We start from the raw sequence: 16078 nt of genomic DNA on the forward strand, positions 1-16078 counted from the left end.
GATTTACTCCATAGCTCGACGAAGTGTGGTAGGCACGAAACGATGACTTCTTCATCGCGCGCCGTCCTGGCCGCCAGTTTCGCGCCGGGCGAGAGCGCCGTTCCATCAGCGAGAAGGTTCACGCGGGAAGTGATGACCGCGTGGGCCGCCTCGCCCGTCGTGGCTGCCGCCGAGCAGATCGCCGGTGAGTTGGCGGCTCAGGTGGCCGCCGGGCCTTTCGAGATCGTGTGGAAACACCTGGGCGACGGCGTCCTGGTCGAGTTGCGTGAGCGGACCGCTCCCGCGAGGGAGCCGAGAGCTCCGTCCATCGAGGTCGAGGAGTGGGGAGTCACCTTCGCCGGCGAGTCCCGCGTCCATTGGGCAAAACTCACGCTACCCGGCGCGTCGGACTCCGTGGCGGCCGAGTGGGCCGAGGAGACCGGCAGGGGACCGCTGTGGCTCGGCTTCCTGGCCGACGCCAGCGACCTGCTGGCAGGCACGCTCGACCCCGACATGGTCCCGGCGATCGTCGCGCAGATCGTGGTGCCGAGGCTGTCCACCTGGTGTGCGGTCTACACGGCCGACTCGGGCATCGCGCCGCGCCGCCTGGCCTACCTCTGGCACGCGGACGAGACGCGCATCGACGGCCTGCGCGAGGAGCTCGACGCACTCGACCTGCCGCCGCCCGATCACCGTTCGACCGCGCTGGTGCAGCACGGCGACGCCGGGCAGGTGCTGGCCGTACCCCTGACGGCACGGGGCAGGGCGCTCGGGCTGATGTGCCTGGGGCGCACCGATCGCTTCGCCGACGAGGTCATCCAGTTCGCCGAGGACATCGGGCGCAGGGCGGCGCTGGCGATGGACAACGCCAGGCTCTACGCCCAGCAGGCGGCGGCCAACCGGGCACTGCAACGCAGCCTGCTGCCGCCGCACGAGCCGGAGGTGCCCGGTCTCGACTACGGCGTCGTGTACGAGCCCGCCGGTGAGACCAACGAGGTCGGCGGCGACTTCTACGACCTGTTCAAGGCGGGCGACGACTCCTGGCGCTTCGCCATCGGCGACGTGTGCGGCACCGGGCCGGCCGCGGCGGCCGTCACCGGTCTGGCCAGGCACACGCTGCGGCTGCTGGCCAGGGAGGGCTACGGCGTCGCCGCCGTGCTCGGACGGCTCAACCAGGCCATCCTGGAAGAGGGGGAGCGGGCCAGGTTCCTGACGTTGCTGCACGGCGACATCACGCCCGTGGAGTCCGGCCTGGAGGTGCGGCTGGTGTCGGCCGGGCATCCCGAGGCGCTGCGGCTGCGGCCGAGCGGTGTCGTCGAGGCGGTCACGACGCCGCAGTCGCTGCTCGGCGTCTTCCCCGAGGTGGTGTTCGAGGCCGACACCGTGCATCTCGACCACGGCGACGTCCTGCTGGCCGTGACCGACGGTGTGACCGAGCGCCGCACGGGCGGGCGGCTGCTCGACGACGACGGCGGGCTGGCCAAGCTGCTGTCGGAGTGCGCCGGGCTTTCGGCACGCGCGGTCGCCGAGCGCATCAAGCGCGCGGCCAACGACTTCGCCAGCGAGCCCAGCGCCGACGACCTGGCCATTCTGGTGCTCCGGGCGCGTTAGTCGCGTTCGACCGTGTCCTCCAGCACGATGCGGCCGATCATCGCGTAGTGCGCGGGCCGTCTGGCCTTGAGGAAGAGGGCGAGCACGACGCCGAGCACGGCCACGCCGACGACGATCCACGGGATCGCGGTGAAGAACGCGCTCTCGGCCGCCTCGCCCGCCGCGGCCTCCTGGTTCTGCAGCAGCAGGAGCACCACATAACCCATGGCCAGCCCGCCCGCGAGCGGCGCGACGAGGGTACGCCAGAATCCAGCCGTCTCGGGATGACGACGTCGCACGTGGAAGTACCCGACGACGGAGAAGGAGCACAGCGTCTGCACCACCAGGATGGCCAGCGTGCCCAGCACCGCGAGCAGGGTGTAGAGGTGCAGATAGGGATCCATCCCCGCGAAGAAGAACGCCAGCACGATCACCAGCGAGATACCGGTCTGCGCGAACCCCGCGATGTGTGGCGAGCCGTACCTGGGATGGGTGGCGCCGAGCGTGCGCCGGGTGCCGGGCAGCAGGTCCTCGCGCCCGAGTGCGTACAGATAGCGCGAGGCGCAGTTGTGGAAGGCCATCGCGCAGGCGAAGGACCCGGTCAGGATCAGTACCTTGAACAGCTCGACGGCCCATTCGCCGAGCATCCGGCCGGTCGGGATGAAGAAGATCTCGGCGTACTGCGTGGCCGCGACGGCCGGTGCGTTCCGGCCGTTGGCCGCGACGGTCATCCAGGAGACGAAGGTGTAGAACAGCCCGATGCCCACGACCGAGAGGAGGGTGGCGATCGGGATGATGCGCTTGGGATCGCGCGACTCCTCGCCGTACATGGCCGTGGACTCGAAGCCCACCCACGACCAGAAGCACATGAACAGCCCGAGCCCGACCGCGCCCGAGGCGAGCCCGGTGACCTGGAAGGCGCCCGCCGGGTTCAGCGTCTCGGCCATGAGGCCGTCGGGCCCGCCGCCGTGCAGCAGTGTGGTGAGCGCGACCAGCCCGAGCATGAGGATCTCGGTGACCAGGAACACGCCCAGCACCTTGGCGGTGAGGTTGATGTCGAAGTACGTGAGCACGGCGTTGAGCGCCAGCCCGAACAGGGCGAACCACAGCCAGTGCACGTCGACCCCGGCCAGCGAGGCGAAGGTGTCGTGCGCCGAGTAGGCGAAGAACCCGATGATCGACGCCTCGAACACCACATAGGCCATGGTCGCCAGCAGTCCGGCGACCATACCGGGCACCTGGCCCAGGCCGTGTGAGATGTAGCCGTAGAAGGCGCCCGCCGAGGTGATGTGCTTGGCCATCGCCGTGTAGCCGATGGAGAACACGGTCAGCACGGCCGTGGCGACGAGGTATCCGGCGGGCACGCCGAGGCCGTTGCCGAAGCCGACGACGATCGGCACGTTGCCCGTCATCGCGGTGATGGGGGCGGCCGTGGCGACGGCCATGAAGATGACGCCGACGAGGCCGACGGCGTTCTTCTTGAGCCGGTCGACCTTCTGGAGCGGGTCGACGGCGGGGGGTGTGGTGCTCAAGGTGCGCCCTTCTTCAGCTCAGCGCTGGGGATGGGCGTGATCGTGACAGGCTTGCCGCCTTTGGTGCAACAAAGGCGGATTTCAGCCGTGCGGGATGTGCTTCCTGGCGAAGTCCAGCTGGATCGTCATCTGCCGGATGCGTTCGGAGACGACGAGTGTGCCGTGCCCCGCGTCGTAGGTGTAGACCGAGTGCTCGACGTCGTGCTGGGCCAGCTTGGCGACATACTTCTCGATCTGTCGCAGCGGGCAGCGTGGATCGTTCTCACCGGCGAGGATCAGCACCGGCTTCTCCATGCGCTCCACATAGGTGATGGGCGAGCTGGCCGAATACCGCTCGGGCTGCTCCTCGGGCGAACCGCCGAGCAGCGAACGGTGATAGGCCCGCAGGCCCTCCGCCTCGTCGCGGTAGGCCGTCTCGTGACAGGCGATCGGCACCGCCGCGATGCCGCCCGCCCACAGCTTGGGCTGCACGCCGAGACCGAGCAGGGTGAGGAAGCCGCCCCAGGAGGAGCCGCTGAGCAGGATGCGGTCGGGATCGGCGATGCCCCTGTCGACCACCCACTCGCGCACGGCGGCGACGTCGGCGAGCTCGATGTGGCCGATCTCGCCCTGCAACGCGTCACGCCAGGCCGAGCCGTAGCCGGTCGAGCCCCGGTAGTTGACCCTGACGACGGCGAAACCCAGGTCGACCCAGGCGGCGACGTCGGGTGCGAAGGAGTCGTTGTCGTGTGCGGTCGGGCCGCCGTGCAGGATGAACACCGTCGGGTAGGGCGCCGTGCCGCTCTCCGGCCTGGAGATGAGCGCGTGCACCCGGCCGCCGGGGCCCGGCACGTCGATGTCCTCGACCGGCACCGACGGGGGTGCGGTCGGGCCCGCCGGGTTCATCACGACCTGGCCGTTGCTCGATCGGATCATCGGCGGCCTGGAGGCGCTGGACCAGGAGTACTCCACATGGCCGCCCGGCCTCGGCGCCGCCGCCTCGATCACGCCGTGCGGGGTGTCGATGAGGGACAGGCCGCCACCGGCCAGGTCGTAGCGGTGCAGGTAGGTGCGGGCCCGGTTGTCGCGGACGATGAGCAGGGAACGGCCGTCTTCGTACCACTCCGCGGTGAGCTCTCCGGCGTCCTTGAGCCAGATCTCGCGCTGGGCGTCGGTCACCGGGTCCCAGACGAGCGGCTCGCGCCTGCCTCGGCGCTCGTGCAGGGTGAGCAGTCTGCTGTCGCCGAGCACGGGGGCGAAGCGCAGGCCGAGCACGCCTTTGCCCTCGCCGTCGTAGAGCTCGCCGACCTGCTCGCCGTTCTGGCGGATCACGCGCAGGGCCGGGTGGCGGAAGTTGCCGTGCTCGCTGTGGTTGACCGCGAGCAGGGAGCCGTCGAGGGAGATGCCCGCCACCCACGCCGCCTCGGCGCTTTCGTACACGACACGGTCGGGCTGGCCGTCACGCAGCAGGTTGATGGTGAACGACCCGGCTCGGGCCAGGCCGACTGCCGCCTGGCCGGTCGCCGAGAGGGCGAGGCCGCCCGGGTGGCCCGGCGGGAGGTCGGGGCTCGCGGGTTCGTCCGGTCCGCCGGTGAACGGCTGGCGCATCCACACGCCCATCTCGTCACCGTCGGTGTCGGCGAACCACCAGATCCACTGGCCGCTGGGGTCGAGTGCGCCGTGTGCGGTGCCCTTGGGACGTGCGGTGACCTGGCGGGTGGCGCCAGTGGTGCGGTCCCAGGCGTAGATCTCCCAGGTGCCGGAGGCGTTGCATCGGTAGATGGCCCGGTTGGGCGCCTGTTTGGCCCAGGTGGGCAGGGTCATGCGGGGTGCACGGAACCGCGCCTGCCAGCGTTCCTCCGCCTTCATCCGGCGCGCCCCCTCCCTGTGGCTTTGCGCTGCTTTGCATGGCTCGTACTGCTGTGGCGGTCGCTGCCGCCGTGTGTCACACCGCGCTGCCCCTGCGCGGGTTGCCGTCCAGTATTACGCCTGTGTGGCGGAAATACTTCGAGAATGTGGGGGAATTTCGGACTAAATGCCCCATCAGTAACATGAGTCTCGGATGTCCGTCAAGGAACGGCCCTTGATCAGGAGGGGGTGCGAAAGGTAGAAAGTCGAAACGCGGCTCGTGTGGCGATTCGGTCTGGGTATTTCGCGATTTGCCGTCTCAACGTTTCTCCCTCCGTGTGCCAGGCGCTGGGCCCCATCGCCACGACCTCGGCCACCTCGTCGTGGGTCAGCTCCATCTCGAACTCCACGACCCGCCCGCCCGCCACACGCTCCTGCGGGCCGCTGCCATCGGCCGGGGAGGCGTCGTCGTGCGAGGAGTCGTCTTCGCTCGGGAAACCGTCGTCGTTCAGGAAGTCGTCTCGCAGGGTACCCGCCATTCGCCCCACTTTCCCAGGGTCCACGGAAAGCAGTTCGAGATCGGCGACGAGTGGGGCCAGATGCCCGGATTCCGGCGTCACCACCAGCAGCCTTCCGCCCGGCCGCAACACCCGGGCGAACTCGGCCGGATTACGCGGCGCGAACACATTCAGCACCACGTCCGCCACGCCGTCCGCGATCGGCAGCGGCTTCCACACGTCCGCGACGAACGCCCCCACCCTCGGATGCACCCTCGCCGCACGCCTCACCGCGTGCTTGGAGATGTCGAACGCCATCCCCACGGCGTCCGGCCCGGCCCGCCGCATCGCCGCCGCCAGGTAGTAGCCCGTGCCCGTCCCCGCGTCGAGCAGCACCCGCGCGTCGCCCACCGCCTCGGCGACCGCCTCGGCCAACGGCGCGTAGTGCCCCGCCCCCAGGAACGCCTCCCGCGCCGCCACCATCGCCGCCGTGTCCGCCGTCCCCGGCGCCTGCGACCCGACGAGCAGGCTCACATACCCCTGCTTCGCCACGTCGTACACATGCCCCCGCTCACACCGCACCCCACCCCGCACCTCAAGCCCACCCCGACACACGGGACACACCAACATCCCCACCACATCACCCAGCATCTCCCCATCATCCCGCGTTCCCGTGTTGCCGCGTTCCTGCGTTCCTCTGCGGGGGCGGTGGTCGTTAGCTCTTTACGGCGCCTCTCTTGTTTCCCGGCTGGCGGTGTCCTGGGCCCGGCGGCGTTTGGCCCTGCGGCGTCTTGGGCCCTTTACGGCAGGCCGTACCCAGGCCACCGTGGGGCGCTCCGCTGGGGTCCGTCCAAGCACGCTCCTCCAGCGGGACTTCGGCCGGGGGCGCTACGTGACGCTGTGGGGTGGGGCTTACGGGAAACCGGGGCTCTGCGGGAGGGCTTGGCCCTGCGACCATCCGCCGGTATGTGGGTGTGGGGCTGGGATCATCCGGCGTTGGGCGTTGGGGGTGTGCCCCAAGGCCGTTGGCCGACGAGGTGTGGTCCGGGTGACTCGGGCTGTCCAGATGAGCCGGGCTTGCGGTGCTGGGCAGTCCCGCAGCTCGACGGTCGGAGTCGGTCGGGCAGGCGGAGCCGGTCAGATGGTCGGCCCGGCAGGCCCTACCCCCTACGGCTGTGTGCTGCGGGCTTCGGTGAGGAAGGTGGCGTTGGAAGGAGTTTCGTGGAGTTTGGTGAGGAGGAGTTCCATGGCCTGGTGTTTGTCGAGGGCGGAGAGCATGCGGCGTAGGCGCCAGATGGTTTGGCGTTCCTCGGTAGTGAAGAGGGCTTCCTCGCGGCGGGTGCTGGAGGCGTCGAGGTCGACGGCGGGGAACAGGCGACGGTCGGCCAGGGAGCGGCTGAGCCTGACCTCCATGTTGCCGGTGCCTTTGAACTCCTCGAACAGGGCGTCGTCCATCCGGGAGCCGGTCTCGACGAGCGCCGTGGCCAGGATGGTGAGCGAGCCGCCGCCCCTGATGTTGCGCGCGGCCCCGAAGAACCGCTTGGGCGGGTACACGGCCGCGGCGTCGATGCCGCCGGTCAGCACACGCCCACCGCCGGGCGCGAGATTGTTGTACGCCCTGCCGAGCCGGGTCAGCGAGTCGAGCAGCAGGACGACGTCCCGCCCGGACTCCACGAGGCGCTTGGCGCGTTCGAGGGCGAGTTCGGCGACGGCGGTGTGGTCGCGGTCCGGCCGGTCGAACGTGGAGTGCGCGACCTCGCCGACGATGGACTCGCGCATCTCGGTCACCTCTTCGGGACGTTCGCCCACCAGGACGACCATGAGATGGGCGTCGGAGTGGTTGCGCGCGACGGCGGCAGCGACGGCCTGCAGGACCATGGTCTTGCCCGCCTTGGGCGGCGCCACGATGAGCCCACGCTGACCGAACCCGATCGGCGTGAACAGATCGAGCACCCGCGTGGTGAGCAGCGACGCGGTCTCCAGCCTGAGCCGCCTGTCGGGATGCACGGGAGTGAGATCCCCGAAGTGTGGCCGCTCCCGCAAGAAGCCACCACCGTCGGGCACGACGTCCGTCCGGCTGGCCGAAGTCCCGTCGACCGAGGCTCCGCCGACCGAGACTCCGCCAACCGAGGCCACGGCAGCTGGGTGCCCGGGGATCGGCGTTGCACCGGTTGGCGTGCCATCGGCCGACGTTCCATCGACTGGAGTTCCAGACGGGGCCCCTTCGAGAAGCGGCGTCTCAGGAAGCGGCGTCTCAAGGCCCAGCGCGCCAGAAGGCACTGCCCCAAGGGGCGACGTCATGGAAGGAGACCCCGCGAGGCCAGCCTCCCCAGAGGCGGGAGCCTCAAGGCCCGCCACAGAGACAGCAGCCTCAAGGCCAGGCGCCCCCTGGACGGACGCCCTGTGTACGGACGCACCCCGGACCGGCGCTCCATGAGCCGCCCCGCCAAGGACAGGCGTCCCGTCGAGTGTCATCCCGTTGACCGAAGTCACCGAGACGAGCTTGTCCGTGTACTCGCCCACGACAAGGTCGCCGGCCCGCAGGCCGTACTCGGCGAGTTGTCCCTGTGGGATGCGCACGTCGTTCGGGCCGGGCAGGAAGCCGGAAGTGCGAAGGAAGACGGCCTTGTCGCGGACGTCGACGATGCCGCTGATCCGGCGCAGAGCGGCGGTCTGCTGCCCACGCCCGGTGCCTGCGGCCTGCCGCTCACGCCCGGCGCCCGAGGCTTGGCGATCACGGCCTGCCCCAGAGGTCTGGCGTTCGCGGCTCGATCCAGAGGTCGACCGATCACGACGCCTGCGGGCGGTCGAGGTCGTGGCTGACGTCTCGTCGACATGGCGGTCGGCTTCGGTCTGTTCGTGGCGGGCGTCGGTGGAGTTCTGTTCGTGGCGGGTGTCCGTGGAGCTCCGTTCGGGGCGGGCGTCGGTCGCGCTCTGTGTGTGCTGAGCGTCCGCAGTCGCGCCCTGTTCGAGTTGAGTGTCCGCAGCCGCCCCGTCGGCCGATCGGCGTTTGGCGGAGCCCGGCTGGGTAGGTGTTTTGCGTGGGTGAGGGATGGTTTGGGTAGTCATGTGACCCTCCTTGAGGGCATGCCGGAACGACCGGCGGAAGAAGCGTGGAAATGATGGTTGAGCGACGTCCTCAACACGGACGTACTCGGAGGAATGTGGCGGAGCCTGAGCTACAACGCCACTGCGACGGTAACACACGAAGCACGCAAGTCATTCCCCAGAACCCGTCGAAGTACCGGATTCGAGCGCGTCGAAGGCCACAGAGCGTGCATCCTTTTGGCGACATCGTGTCAAGCGAGATGCAGGAGCACTGCAATCACCGCAGGCTTTCATGGAGAAAGAAACCCGAGGGGGAGAAGAAAAGATGAAGATCATCGCCCGATGCCCGGAATGTCGGACCAAGCTCGACGAGGGACCGATCCTCTACCGCTGCCCGTGCTGCCAGAAGGCCGTCTACGCGGCCGACGTCTCCAACGAGTACACCCCGCGCCGTCACGCCCTCGCCGCCTGACCAATCCGACACCATCCGACACCATCCAGCGCCATCCGGCACCATCCAGCGCCATCCGGCACCATCCGGCACCATCCAGCGCCAACCGGGAACCAAAACCCGGGAGCAACCCGGCATCCCCCCAACGTCCCCCCAGACGCCAGGATGCCCGGAACACACCACCCGGACCCGATGCATCGCCCTCTAGGCTGGGCGAATGCCGCACACGTCGCGAATGATTGCAGGGATCGACGTCACCCCTCTCTGTGACGCCGTCGGCCCGATGGGAGAGGCGCTGCGCCGCCCGCTTCCCGAGCTGTTTCCCGGTTCGGGAGTCGCCGACGAGCCCTGGATCCTGCACTTCCACTGCTTCCTGCTGCGTGCTCCCAACGGCCAGGTGACGCTGGTCGACACGGGCATCGGCACCGACCAGGCGGTGGCGACCAGCTGGCCGCTGCCGGGCCGCCTTGAGCACGAGCTGGCCGCCGTGGGGCTGACCAGGGACGACGTCGACACCGTCGTCCTTACCCACATGCACAGCGACCATGTGGGCGGCGCCGTGGCACAGGGTGTGGTGCTGTTCCCCAACGCCTGGCACGTCGTGCAGCAGGCCGAGCTCGACTGGGTCTCGCCCGCCGTGCGCGAACGGGTCGTCGAGCCGTTGCGCGAGCGGCTCAGGGTGGTGCCGAACGGCTCGGCCGAGGTGGCGCCGGGTGTGCACGTGCACCATACGCCGGGGCACACGCCGGGCCACCAGATCGTCAGGGTGGGCGAGCTGGCGCTGAGCGGCGACATGTTCCAGCACCCGGTGCAGCTGGCCGATCCCGCCGTGCCGTACCTGTACGACGATGATCCCGTGCTGGCGGCGAAGGTACGGGCCGAGCTACTGCACGGGCTCAGGGCCGAGGGCGCCGTGCTGGGCACCGGGCATCTCGCCGATCCCTTCATCGAGCTGGGCAGCTGACCTGCGAGCCTTGGCGCGGTAGCGCAGGACCTGCGCGAGACCGAAGGCCCAGAACGGGAACTGCCCGGCGAGTGCCCAGCGGAAGTCGCCCGTCAGGTCCTTCGTGACGCCGATCAGCGCGATGAGCAGGACCGCGAAGAAGAACCCGCCCCCGTTGACGATCCCGGTCGCCGCGCCGACACGCGAGACCGGATTGAACGACCTGGCGAAGTCGAAGCCGATCATGGAGCCGGGCCCGTTGGCCGCGAGCACCGCGACGAGTACCACCAGCAGCCACAGCGGCGCCCGGCCTGGCCAGGCCAGGACGAGCGCCCAGACGAGCGCGGTGCCGGAGACGATGCCGAGCACCAGCCACGAACGCCGGCGCGGATGGCGTCCCGACAGCAGGCCGATGACGGGCCCGCAGACGATGCCGACCGCGGTCAGCGTCGACAGCAGTACGCCGGCGGTCGTCGGACTCAGCCCTTGCTCCTGCACCAGGAACGGATAGCCCCACAACATCAGGAACGCGTTCGCCGAGCACTGCGTCGTCGCGTGCGTCCACATGCCGAGCCTGGTCCCGGGCGAGGCCCAGGCCGCCCGCAACGCCGGAGCCCGTACGGCGAGCCGTACGGGCCGCTGCTCGCGCAGCAGGGTGAGCAGCGCGACGACCATCGCCACGCCGATCCCGGCCGCCCCGGTGAAGGTGGCGCTCCAGCCATGGGCGTGCAGCGCGGCGATCAGCGGCACGGCGGCGGCGATCGCCCCGAGCTGCCCGAAGAGCGCGGTGAGCTGGACGAGGAAGGGCACACGCGGCGCCGGGAACGACAGGGTGACCAGCCTGATCACACTGATGAACGTCATCGCGTCCCCGCAGCCGACCAGCATCCTGGCCACCAGCCCGAGTGCGAGGTCGTCGGCGAAGGCGAAGACGAGCTGGCCGCATGCCATCACAGCGGTGCCCGCGAGCAGCATGCGCTTGGAGCCCAGCCGGTCGACGAGCACGCCGACGGGCAACTGCATGGCCGCGTACACGAGGAGTTGGAGCATGGCGAGCGCGGACAGCCCGGCCGCGCCGATGTCGAGCCTGATCGCGGCCTCGATGCTGGCCACGCCGAGCGACTGGCGCTGGAAGACGGCGACGAAGTAGGCGAGGACCCCGACGCTCCAGTAGACCAGAACGCGCTTCGATCCCCCTGTCATGGGATGAATCCTAGCTTTGCTGGCATTTTGCCTGGAGGCGGGTAGCATCCGATTCAGGCGGCTCTCCGCGCCCGACCCTCTTCATCCGGTGCTCACGCCATCGGGCCAGTGAGGGTAAAGGGGACCTTGTGTTCTCGGAGGCGCAGGTCGGTATGCCCCACTCCGGCGGGGCGGCGGGAGCGTGAGTCCCGGCGTCGACGCCGAGTGACGGAGCATCGGATGACCGCGAACAAGTCGTTCAAGTCCCGCGTCAGGGCTCGCATGGACAAGACAGGCGAAAGCTATGCGGCCGCACGCAGGCACCTGCTGCCCTCGCCTGAGGAGCCGCTCGCCAGGAACTCCCTTGAGCAGGTCGGGATCGAGGCCACGACCGGGCGGACCGGCCGTACGCACGAGGAGTGGTTCGCCCTGCTCGACGGCTGGGACGCGGCCGAGCGCCCGCATCGCGAGATCGCACGCTGGCTGGCGGGCGAACACGGCGTGCCGGGGTGGTGGGCGCAGAGCATCACGGTGGCATACGAGCAGGCGCGTGGGCTCAGGGTGCCGGGGCAGAGCTGCGACGGCGACTTCCAGACGAGTGCCGGCAAGACGGTCGGCGTGCCGGTCGAACGGCTGTCGGCGGCGTTCGCCGATCCCGAGGTGCGTGAGCGGTGGCTGCCGGGAGCGCCGTTCGAGATCAGGACGTACCGCGAGGGCCGGTCGCTCACGGCCAACTGGGAGGGGCGGGCCGCGATCTCGGCGACGTTCACCGCCAAGGGCGAGAGCAGGTCCCAGGTCGGCCTCGGCCACGGCAAACTCCCCGATGCCGAGACGATGGCCGCATACAAGGCGTTCTGGCGTGAACGGGTAGCCGTGCTCAAACGCCTCCTGGAAGCGTGACCGTGCTCAGGCGTCTCCTGGAAGCGTGGCCGTGCTCAAGCGTCCTGATGGAAGCCTGAGCACGGCGGGCCGCGAGCCTGAGAAGATCACGGCGTGAAGAAGATGATGAAATCGCCCACCCGTGTACTGCTGGGAGTAGGCCTGGGCGCGGCACTCGTCGCGCCCGCCTCTCCCGCCGCCGCGCAGGGCTTCGCCCCGATCAGCGGTGTCGCCGTCTACTTCGGCTACGACACCGGCAAGGTGGTCAGGCACCAGCCGGGCGCCAGGCCCGTGACGGTGGCGCCGCTGCCGGGCGCGCAGTTCTCCGTCTCGCCCGACGGCCGCAAGCTGGCCTGGATCAACGACAAGGGCGTCGTCCGGGTCAAGGACGGCGCCAAGGTGACGACCGCGGGCAAGGCCGCGTCGGGCACCCCCTGCCTGACCCCCGTGTGGTCGCCCGACTCCAGGCGCGTTGGCTTCTTCGGCTCGACGGGCGCCTCGGCCCTGCCCCTGACGATCGCCGCGACCGACGGCAAGGGCGCCCGTACGGCGGGCAGCACGCGCGGCGTGTGTCATCTGGCCTGGTCGGCGAACGGCAGGTACGTCGCGGGATACACCGGCGAGGTCGACGGCGTGCACCGCCTCGACGTGACCACCGGCAAGTCGGCCAAGGTCAAGGGCCTGCCCCTGGTCAACCATGTGCAGAGCCTCTCGCCGGACGGCCGCAGGGTGGTCGTGCACGTCATCGGCAGGAACGATCCAGGCGGCGACGGCAGCTGGCCGACCTCGTTCACCCCGACCGTGGTCGACACGGTCACCGGGGCCAAGGTGCCGATCGGCGTACGGGGCACACTGATCGGCGCGACGTACCTGCCCGACGGGCGCCTGGTCGTCCGCGTGCAGGGCAAGAAGGCCAACATGCTGGTCGTGCTCGACCGGGCGGGCATGGAGCTCCAGCGCCTGGCCGAACCCGCCTGGGCGAAGGAGCAGGGCCTGCTCCGCGTCGTCGGCTGACCCCGGCCGCGCCCGCCCGAGGTCAGCTGCTGCTCAGGGCGGGCTGTTCGCCGGGAGTACGGGCCGGCCACGTGTCCGCGGTGGCGAGGTCAGCTGCTGCTCAGGGCGGGCTGTTCGGCCAGCAGCGAGGCGGGGATCATGACGACGGCGGTCAGGCCCCCGTACGGCGAGGGCCGCAGGACGACCCGGACGCGGTGGCGGGCCGCCAGCCGGCTGACCACGAACAGGCCGAGCCGGTCGCTCTCGGCCAGGTCGAACTCCGGCATGTCGCTCAGCCTGCTGTTGAGCTCGTCGAGATCGGGCCTGGGCAGGCCGAGGCCCCTGTCCTCGATCTCGACGGTCAGCCCGTACGGCCCGGCCTCGCAGCGCACGTCCACGCGGGTCTGCGGCGGCGAGAACAGCGTCGCGTTCTCCACCAGCTCGGCCACCAGGTGGATGAGGTCGGTGACGGCCGCTCCGGCGATCGCGGCCTGGGGCGGCCTGCCGACCTCGACCCGGGAGTACTCCTCGACCTCGGCGACCGCGGCGCGCAGCACGTCCACGATCGGGACCGGGTTGCGCCAGCCCCGGCCGGGAGTGGCGTCCGACAGGATGATCAGGCTCTCGGCGTGCCTGCGCATGCGGGTGGTGAGGTGGTCGAGCTTGAACAGGTCGTCGAGCGTCTCGGGGTCGTCGCTGTTGCGCTCCATCGTGTCGAGCTGCAGGAGCTGGCGGTGCAGCAGCGACTGGTTGCGCCTGGCCAGGTTGACGAAGACCTGGCTGACGCCGTCGCGCAGCTTGGCCTGGCCGATGGCCGCCTCGGTCGCGGTCGACTGGACGGAGTTGAACGCCGAGACGATGTCGCGTACCTCGGTGGTCTTGGCGTCGATCTCCAGCGGGGGCACGGGCTCGGCCGACTTCGAGCCCTTGCGCAGCTGCTCGACCAGGGCGGGCAGCCGGATGTCGGCGAGCTCGACCGCGGCCGTGCGCAGTCCGGCGAGCTCGCGTACCAGGCGGCGGCGGAAACGCACCGAGAGCATCACGGAGGCGACGACGGCGACGAGGCCGAGCCCGCCCGCGATGCCGATCTTGAGCAGAATGCCGACCGCGGTGGGCGTCACGCGTTCGATCACGCCGGCCACGACCTCGACCTGGTCGCGTTCGACGGCCGTCCACAGCTCGGCCGTCACCTCCGGCCAGGTGCTCGCACTGGCGGGCAGGCCGGAGACCGTGGCCCGGCGCATGGCGTCCTCGATGCCGTGGAAGCGCTGGTACACGGTCGTGGAGGACAGCTGTTCGTAGGAGCCGCGCAGGGCCGAGTCGAGATGGGCGAGGGCCTGGCCGTAGAGCAGGCGCCTGGTGCTCGACATCTGGGTGAAGGCCGATCGCTCGGCGTCGGTGGCCTTGCCGTTCGCGACGATCGCGACGATCAGGGCGCGCTCCCTGGCCAGGATCTCCTTGGCCTCGCCGAGGATGGTGACCGCTCTGGCCTGCCGATAGAGCGACATGTCCGGGACGAGGATCATTTTGTCGTACATCCGGAAGGAGGCGTCGACGATCCGGCTGTAGGTGTTGATGACGTCGAGCGTGCTGGATGTGCGGTTGTCGACGCGGCCCCTGATGTCGCCGATCAGGTCGAGCTCGCTGAACAGCGCCTTGAGCTGGGCGGACATGTCGGCGCTGATGTACTGCTGCTCGCCCGAGAGCTTCTTGAAGCGCTGGATGGCCTGGTCGGTGACGGCGCGCTGGGCGCGGATCTGGTCGGGCGTCTGGCCGGAGGTGACGTACTTGACCGAGGCCAGGCGTTCGTTCTGCAGCTGGATGTTGACCTGTTCCGACGGGGTGGCCAAGTTGGTGACCAAGTTATTGATCTCCATGAGCCGCATGCCGTCCCCGGCTGTCAGTCCGGCCGCGAAGGCCCACAGACCAGCGAGTGAGAGCAGCGGCACCAACAGCAGCACGAGGATCTTGAGGGCGATCGGGCGGCCACGGGTGTCCATGCGACCTCGTCGGGAGCTCGTCGGGGGAGGGGGATCATGATGAGATCGCTCCGCACACTACACCCCCCTTTCGGAGGATTTCTCCCCTATGCGGCTCCCTCGCTCCGTCTCCGGTTGGACGATCGCCGTCTTCGGCTTCCTCGCCTTCGCGCTCGGGCTGCTCGGGTTGCTCCGGCCGGACGTGCTGCTGGCGATGCTCGGCTTCGAGGTCGTCGAGGTGCGCGGGGCCGGGGACTACACGAAGGTCTACATGGCGGCCTCGTCGATGGCCGCGGTCAACATGGGGGTCTACTACGTGCTCGCGGCGGCGGCCGACTTCACGCCGTTCTTCCGGTGGACGGTGCCGTTCAGGCTGGTGACGTTCGCGGTGTTCACCACGCTGGTGGCCACGGGGGCCGCGCCGCCCGAGTTCGCCGGGGTGGGCATCTGGGAGGGCGTCGGCGCGCTGGCCACGGGGATCGCCCTCTGGCGCGAGGGCAGACTCCTACCAAAGCCCGAGCCCGCCGCAGCCACGCCCTGAACACGAAGCCCGAGCCCGCCGCAGCCACATCCTGAAGCATGAAGCCCGAGCCGGCCGCAGTCACGCCCTGGACATGGCGGCGGCCGGGCTCCCGTGACCTCGGGGGAGCCCGGCCGCGCGCCGGTCGTCAGGCCTTCGGGTCCTCCGGCCTGCGCCTGGCGGGGCCGCCCGCGACCAGGTGGTCGTCGGGCTCGGACGAGGCCGGGGTCCACTCGCGCGAGCCTGGCTGCGCGGGAACCCGAGCCTCCACCTTGGCCGGAGCCTCCGCGACCGCAGGAGCGGGAGCGGAAGCAGGAGCGGGAGCGGCGGCGGGAGCAGGCGTGGGCACAGGCGTCGGCTCAGGGGCCGGGGCCTCCTGGGCGCGTCGCAGCGTGCGCAGTTCGCGCCTGCGCATCGCGGTACGGCGCGAGCCCGACCCGATCATCGCGAGCCCGAGCAGCATGACGGCCGCCGTCACCGCGCCGAGCAGGAAGAACTCCAGGTGGTTCGGCTGGAAGGTCCAGGTGTCGAAGATGGTCAGCGACGCGGTCGAGGCAGTGGTGCTCTCCTCCGTGGAGATCAACACGATCGTGCCCCCGGCCACGAGAATCAGTAGCAGGCCCAGAACGATCATTTGCAGCACCCTTCCGTGTGGATG

The 16078-nt window shown here is 69.9% G+C and carries 12 protein-coding genes and 2 pseudogenes; 6 read left to right on the forward strand and 8 right to left on the reverse strand.

The window, feature by feature from the left end; genetic code table 11:
• Positions 1-42 precede the first annotated feature (42 nt).
• A complete protein-coding gene (locus tag ACTWNK_RS03250) occupies positions 43-1590 on the forward strand; it encodes a PP2C family protein-serine/threonine phosphatase (RefSeq protein ID WP_474302002.1) in 1548 nt (515 codons plus the stop codon).
• Here the strand turns inward: ACTWNK_RS03250 and ACTWNK_RS03255 are convergent.
• From ACTWNK_RS03255 to ACTWNK_RS03275, 5 genes and pseudogenes are all read right to left on the reverse strand, one after another.
• Positions 1587-3101 carry an APC family permease gene (locus ACTWNK_RS03255; RefSeq protein WP_474302003.1) on the reverse strand — a complete coding sequence of 505 codons (1515 nt, stop codon included), beginning with the start codon at positions 3099-3101 and terminating at the stop codon, positions 1587-1589. The two genes, ACTWNK_RS03250 and ACTWNK_RS03255, sit on opposite strands and share 4 nt — an antisense overlap.
• 81 nt (positions 3102-3182) lie before the next feature.
• A complete protein-coding gene (locus ACTWNK_RS03260) occupies positions 3183-4949 on the reverse strand; it encodes a S9 family peptidase (RefSeq protein WP_474302004.1) in 1767 nt (588 codons plus the stop codon).
• A gap of 218 nt (positions 4950-5167) precedes the next feature.
• Entirely contained in the window at positions 5168-6076 is a 909-nt protein-coding gene (locus ACTWNK_RS03265; protein WP_474302005.1) for a methyltransferase domain-containing protein, read from the reverse strand.
• Positions 6077-6592: 516 nt separating this feature from the next.
• A pseudogene (rho, locus tag ACTWNK_RS03270) lies at positions 6593-7465 on the reverse strand (transcription termination factor Rho); the annotation flags it as partial.
• A 441-nt stretch (positions 7466-7906) separates the two neighbouring features.
• Positions 7907-8494: pseudogene (locus ACTWNK_RS03275) on the reverse strand (hypothetical protein); the annotation flags it as partial.
• 304 nt (positions 8495-8798) lie between these two features.
• Between ACTWNK_RS03275 and ACTWNK_RS03280 the strand changes: the two are divergent.
• On the forward strand, positions 8799-8945 hold the full coding sequence (locus ACTWNK_RS03280; RefSeq protein WP_474302006.1) for a hypothetical protein: 147 nt from the start codon (positions 8799-8801) through the stop codon (positions 8943-8945).
• A 214-nt stretch (positions 8946-9159) separates the two neighbouring features.
• Entirely contained in the window at positions 9160-9888 is a 729-nt protein-coding gene (locus ACTWNK_RS03285; RefSeq protein ID WP_474302007.1) for an MBL fold metallo-hydrolase, read from the forward strand.
• Here ACTWNK_RS03285 and ACTWNK_RS03290 read toward each other — a convergent pair.
• Positions 9808-11070, reverse strand: coding sequence for an MFS transporter (locus ACTWNK_RS03290; RefSeq protein WP_474302008.1), 1263 nt, complete (start codon positions 11068-11070; stop codon positions 9808-9810). The genes ACTWNK_RS03285 and ACTWNK_RS03290 overlap by 81 nt on opposite strands.
• Before the next feature lie 219 nt (positions 11071-11289).
• On the opposite strand from ACTWNK_RS03290, the gene ACTWNK_RS03295 reads away from it, so the two are divergent.
• Both ACTWNK_RS03295 and ACTWNK_RS03300 read left to right on the forward strand, forming a co-directional pair.
• Positions 11290-11949 (forward strand): DUF4287 domain-containing protein, encoded by a 660-nt coding sequence (locus tag ACTWNK_RS03295; RefSeq protein ID WP_474302009.1) that lies wholly within the window; start codon positions 11290-11292, stop codon positions 11947-11949.
• A gap of 93 nt (positions 11950-12042) precedes the next feature.
• The gene (locus ACTWNK_RS03300; RefSeq protein ID WP_474302010.1) at positions 12043-12942 is read left to right on the forward strand and encodes a hypothetical protein; all 900 of its coding nucleotides are present in this window, start codon (positions 12043-12045) and stop codon (positions 12940-12942) included.
• 89 nt (positions 12943-13031) lie between these two features.
• Here the strand turns inward: ACTWNK_RS03300 and ACTWNK_RS03305 are convergent, their stop codons facing one another.
• The gene (locus ACTWNK_RS03305; RefSeq protein ID WP_474302011.1) at positions 13032-14921 is read right to left on the reverse strand and encodes a sensor histidine kinase; all 1890 of its coding nucleotides are present in this window, start codon (positions 14919-14921) and stop codon (positions 13032-13034) included.
• 88 nt (positions 14922-15009) lie between these two features.
• On the opposite strand from ACTWNK_RS03305, the gene ACTWNK_RS03310 reads away from it, so the two are divergent.
• Positions 15010-15441: a hypothetical protein gene (locus tag ACTWNK_RS03310; protein ID WP_474302012.1), complete on the forward strand. Its 432-nt coding sequence runs from the start codon at positions 15010-15012 to the stop codon at positions 15439-15441.
• A 127-nt stretch (positions 15442-15568) separates the two neighbouring features.
• On the opposite strand, the gene ACTWNK_RS03315 is transcribed toward ACTWNK_RS03310, so the two are convergent.
• Complete coding sequence (locus ACTWNK_RS03315; RefSeq protein ID WP_474302013.1) at positions 15569-16054, reverse strand: hypothetical protein; 486 nt, start codon at positions 16052-16054, stop codon at positions 15569-15571.
• Positions 16055-16078: the final 24 nt, after the last annotated feature.

The sequence above is a fragment of the Nonomuraea sp. IBHARD001 genome, assembly GCF_056106265.1.

What these genes read in the sequence shown, in the direction of transcription:
- ACTWNK_RS03290 (WP_474302008.1), bottom strand. Translation starts at nt 11,070, where the DNA reads ATGACAGGGGGATCGAAGCGCGTTCTGGTCTACTGGAGCGTCGGGGTC.
- ACTWNK_RS03250 (WP_474302002.1), top strand. Translation starts at nt 43, where the DNA reads ATGACTTCTTCATCGCGCGCCGTCCTGGCCGCCAGTTTCGCGCCGGGC.
- ACTWNK_RS03305 (WP_474302011.1), bottom strand. Translation starts at nt 14,921, where the DNA reads ATGGACACCCGTGGCCGCCCGATCGCCCTCAAGATCCTCGTGCTGCTG.
- ACTWNK_RS03310 (WP_474302012.1), top strand. Translation starts at nt 15,010, where the DNA reads ATGCGGCTCCCTCGCTCCGTCTCCGGTTGGACGATCGCCGTCTTCGGC.
- ACTWNK_RS03315 (WP_474302013.1), bottom strand. Translation starts at nt 16,054, where the DNA reads ATGATCGTTCTGGGCCTGCTACTGATTCTCGTGGCCGGGGGCACGATC.
- ACTWNK_RS03280 (WP_474302006.1), top strand. Translation starts at nt 8,799, where the DNA reads ATGAAGATCATCGCCCGATGCCCGGAATGTCGGACCAAGCTCGACGAG.
- ACTWNK_RS03265 (WP_474302005.1), bottom strand. Translation starts at nt 6,076, where the DNA reads ATGCTGGGTGATGTGGTGGGGATGTTGGTGTGTCCCGTGTGTCGGGGT.
- ACTWNK_RS03285 (WP_474302007.1), top strand. Translation starts at nt 9,160, where the DNA reads ATGATTGCAGGGATCGACGTCACCCCTCTCTGTGACGCCGTCGGCCCG.
- ACTWNK_RS03260 (WP_474302004.1), bottom strand. Translation starts at nt 4,949, where the DNA reads ATGAAGGCGGAGGAACGCTGGCAGGCGCGGTTCCGTGCACCCCGCATG.
- ACTWNK_RS03295 (WP_474302009.1), top strand. Translation starts at nt 11,290, where the DNA reads ATGACCGCGAACAAGTCGTTCAAGTCCCGCGTCAGGGCTCGCATGGAC.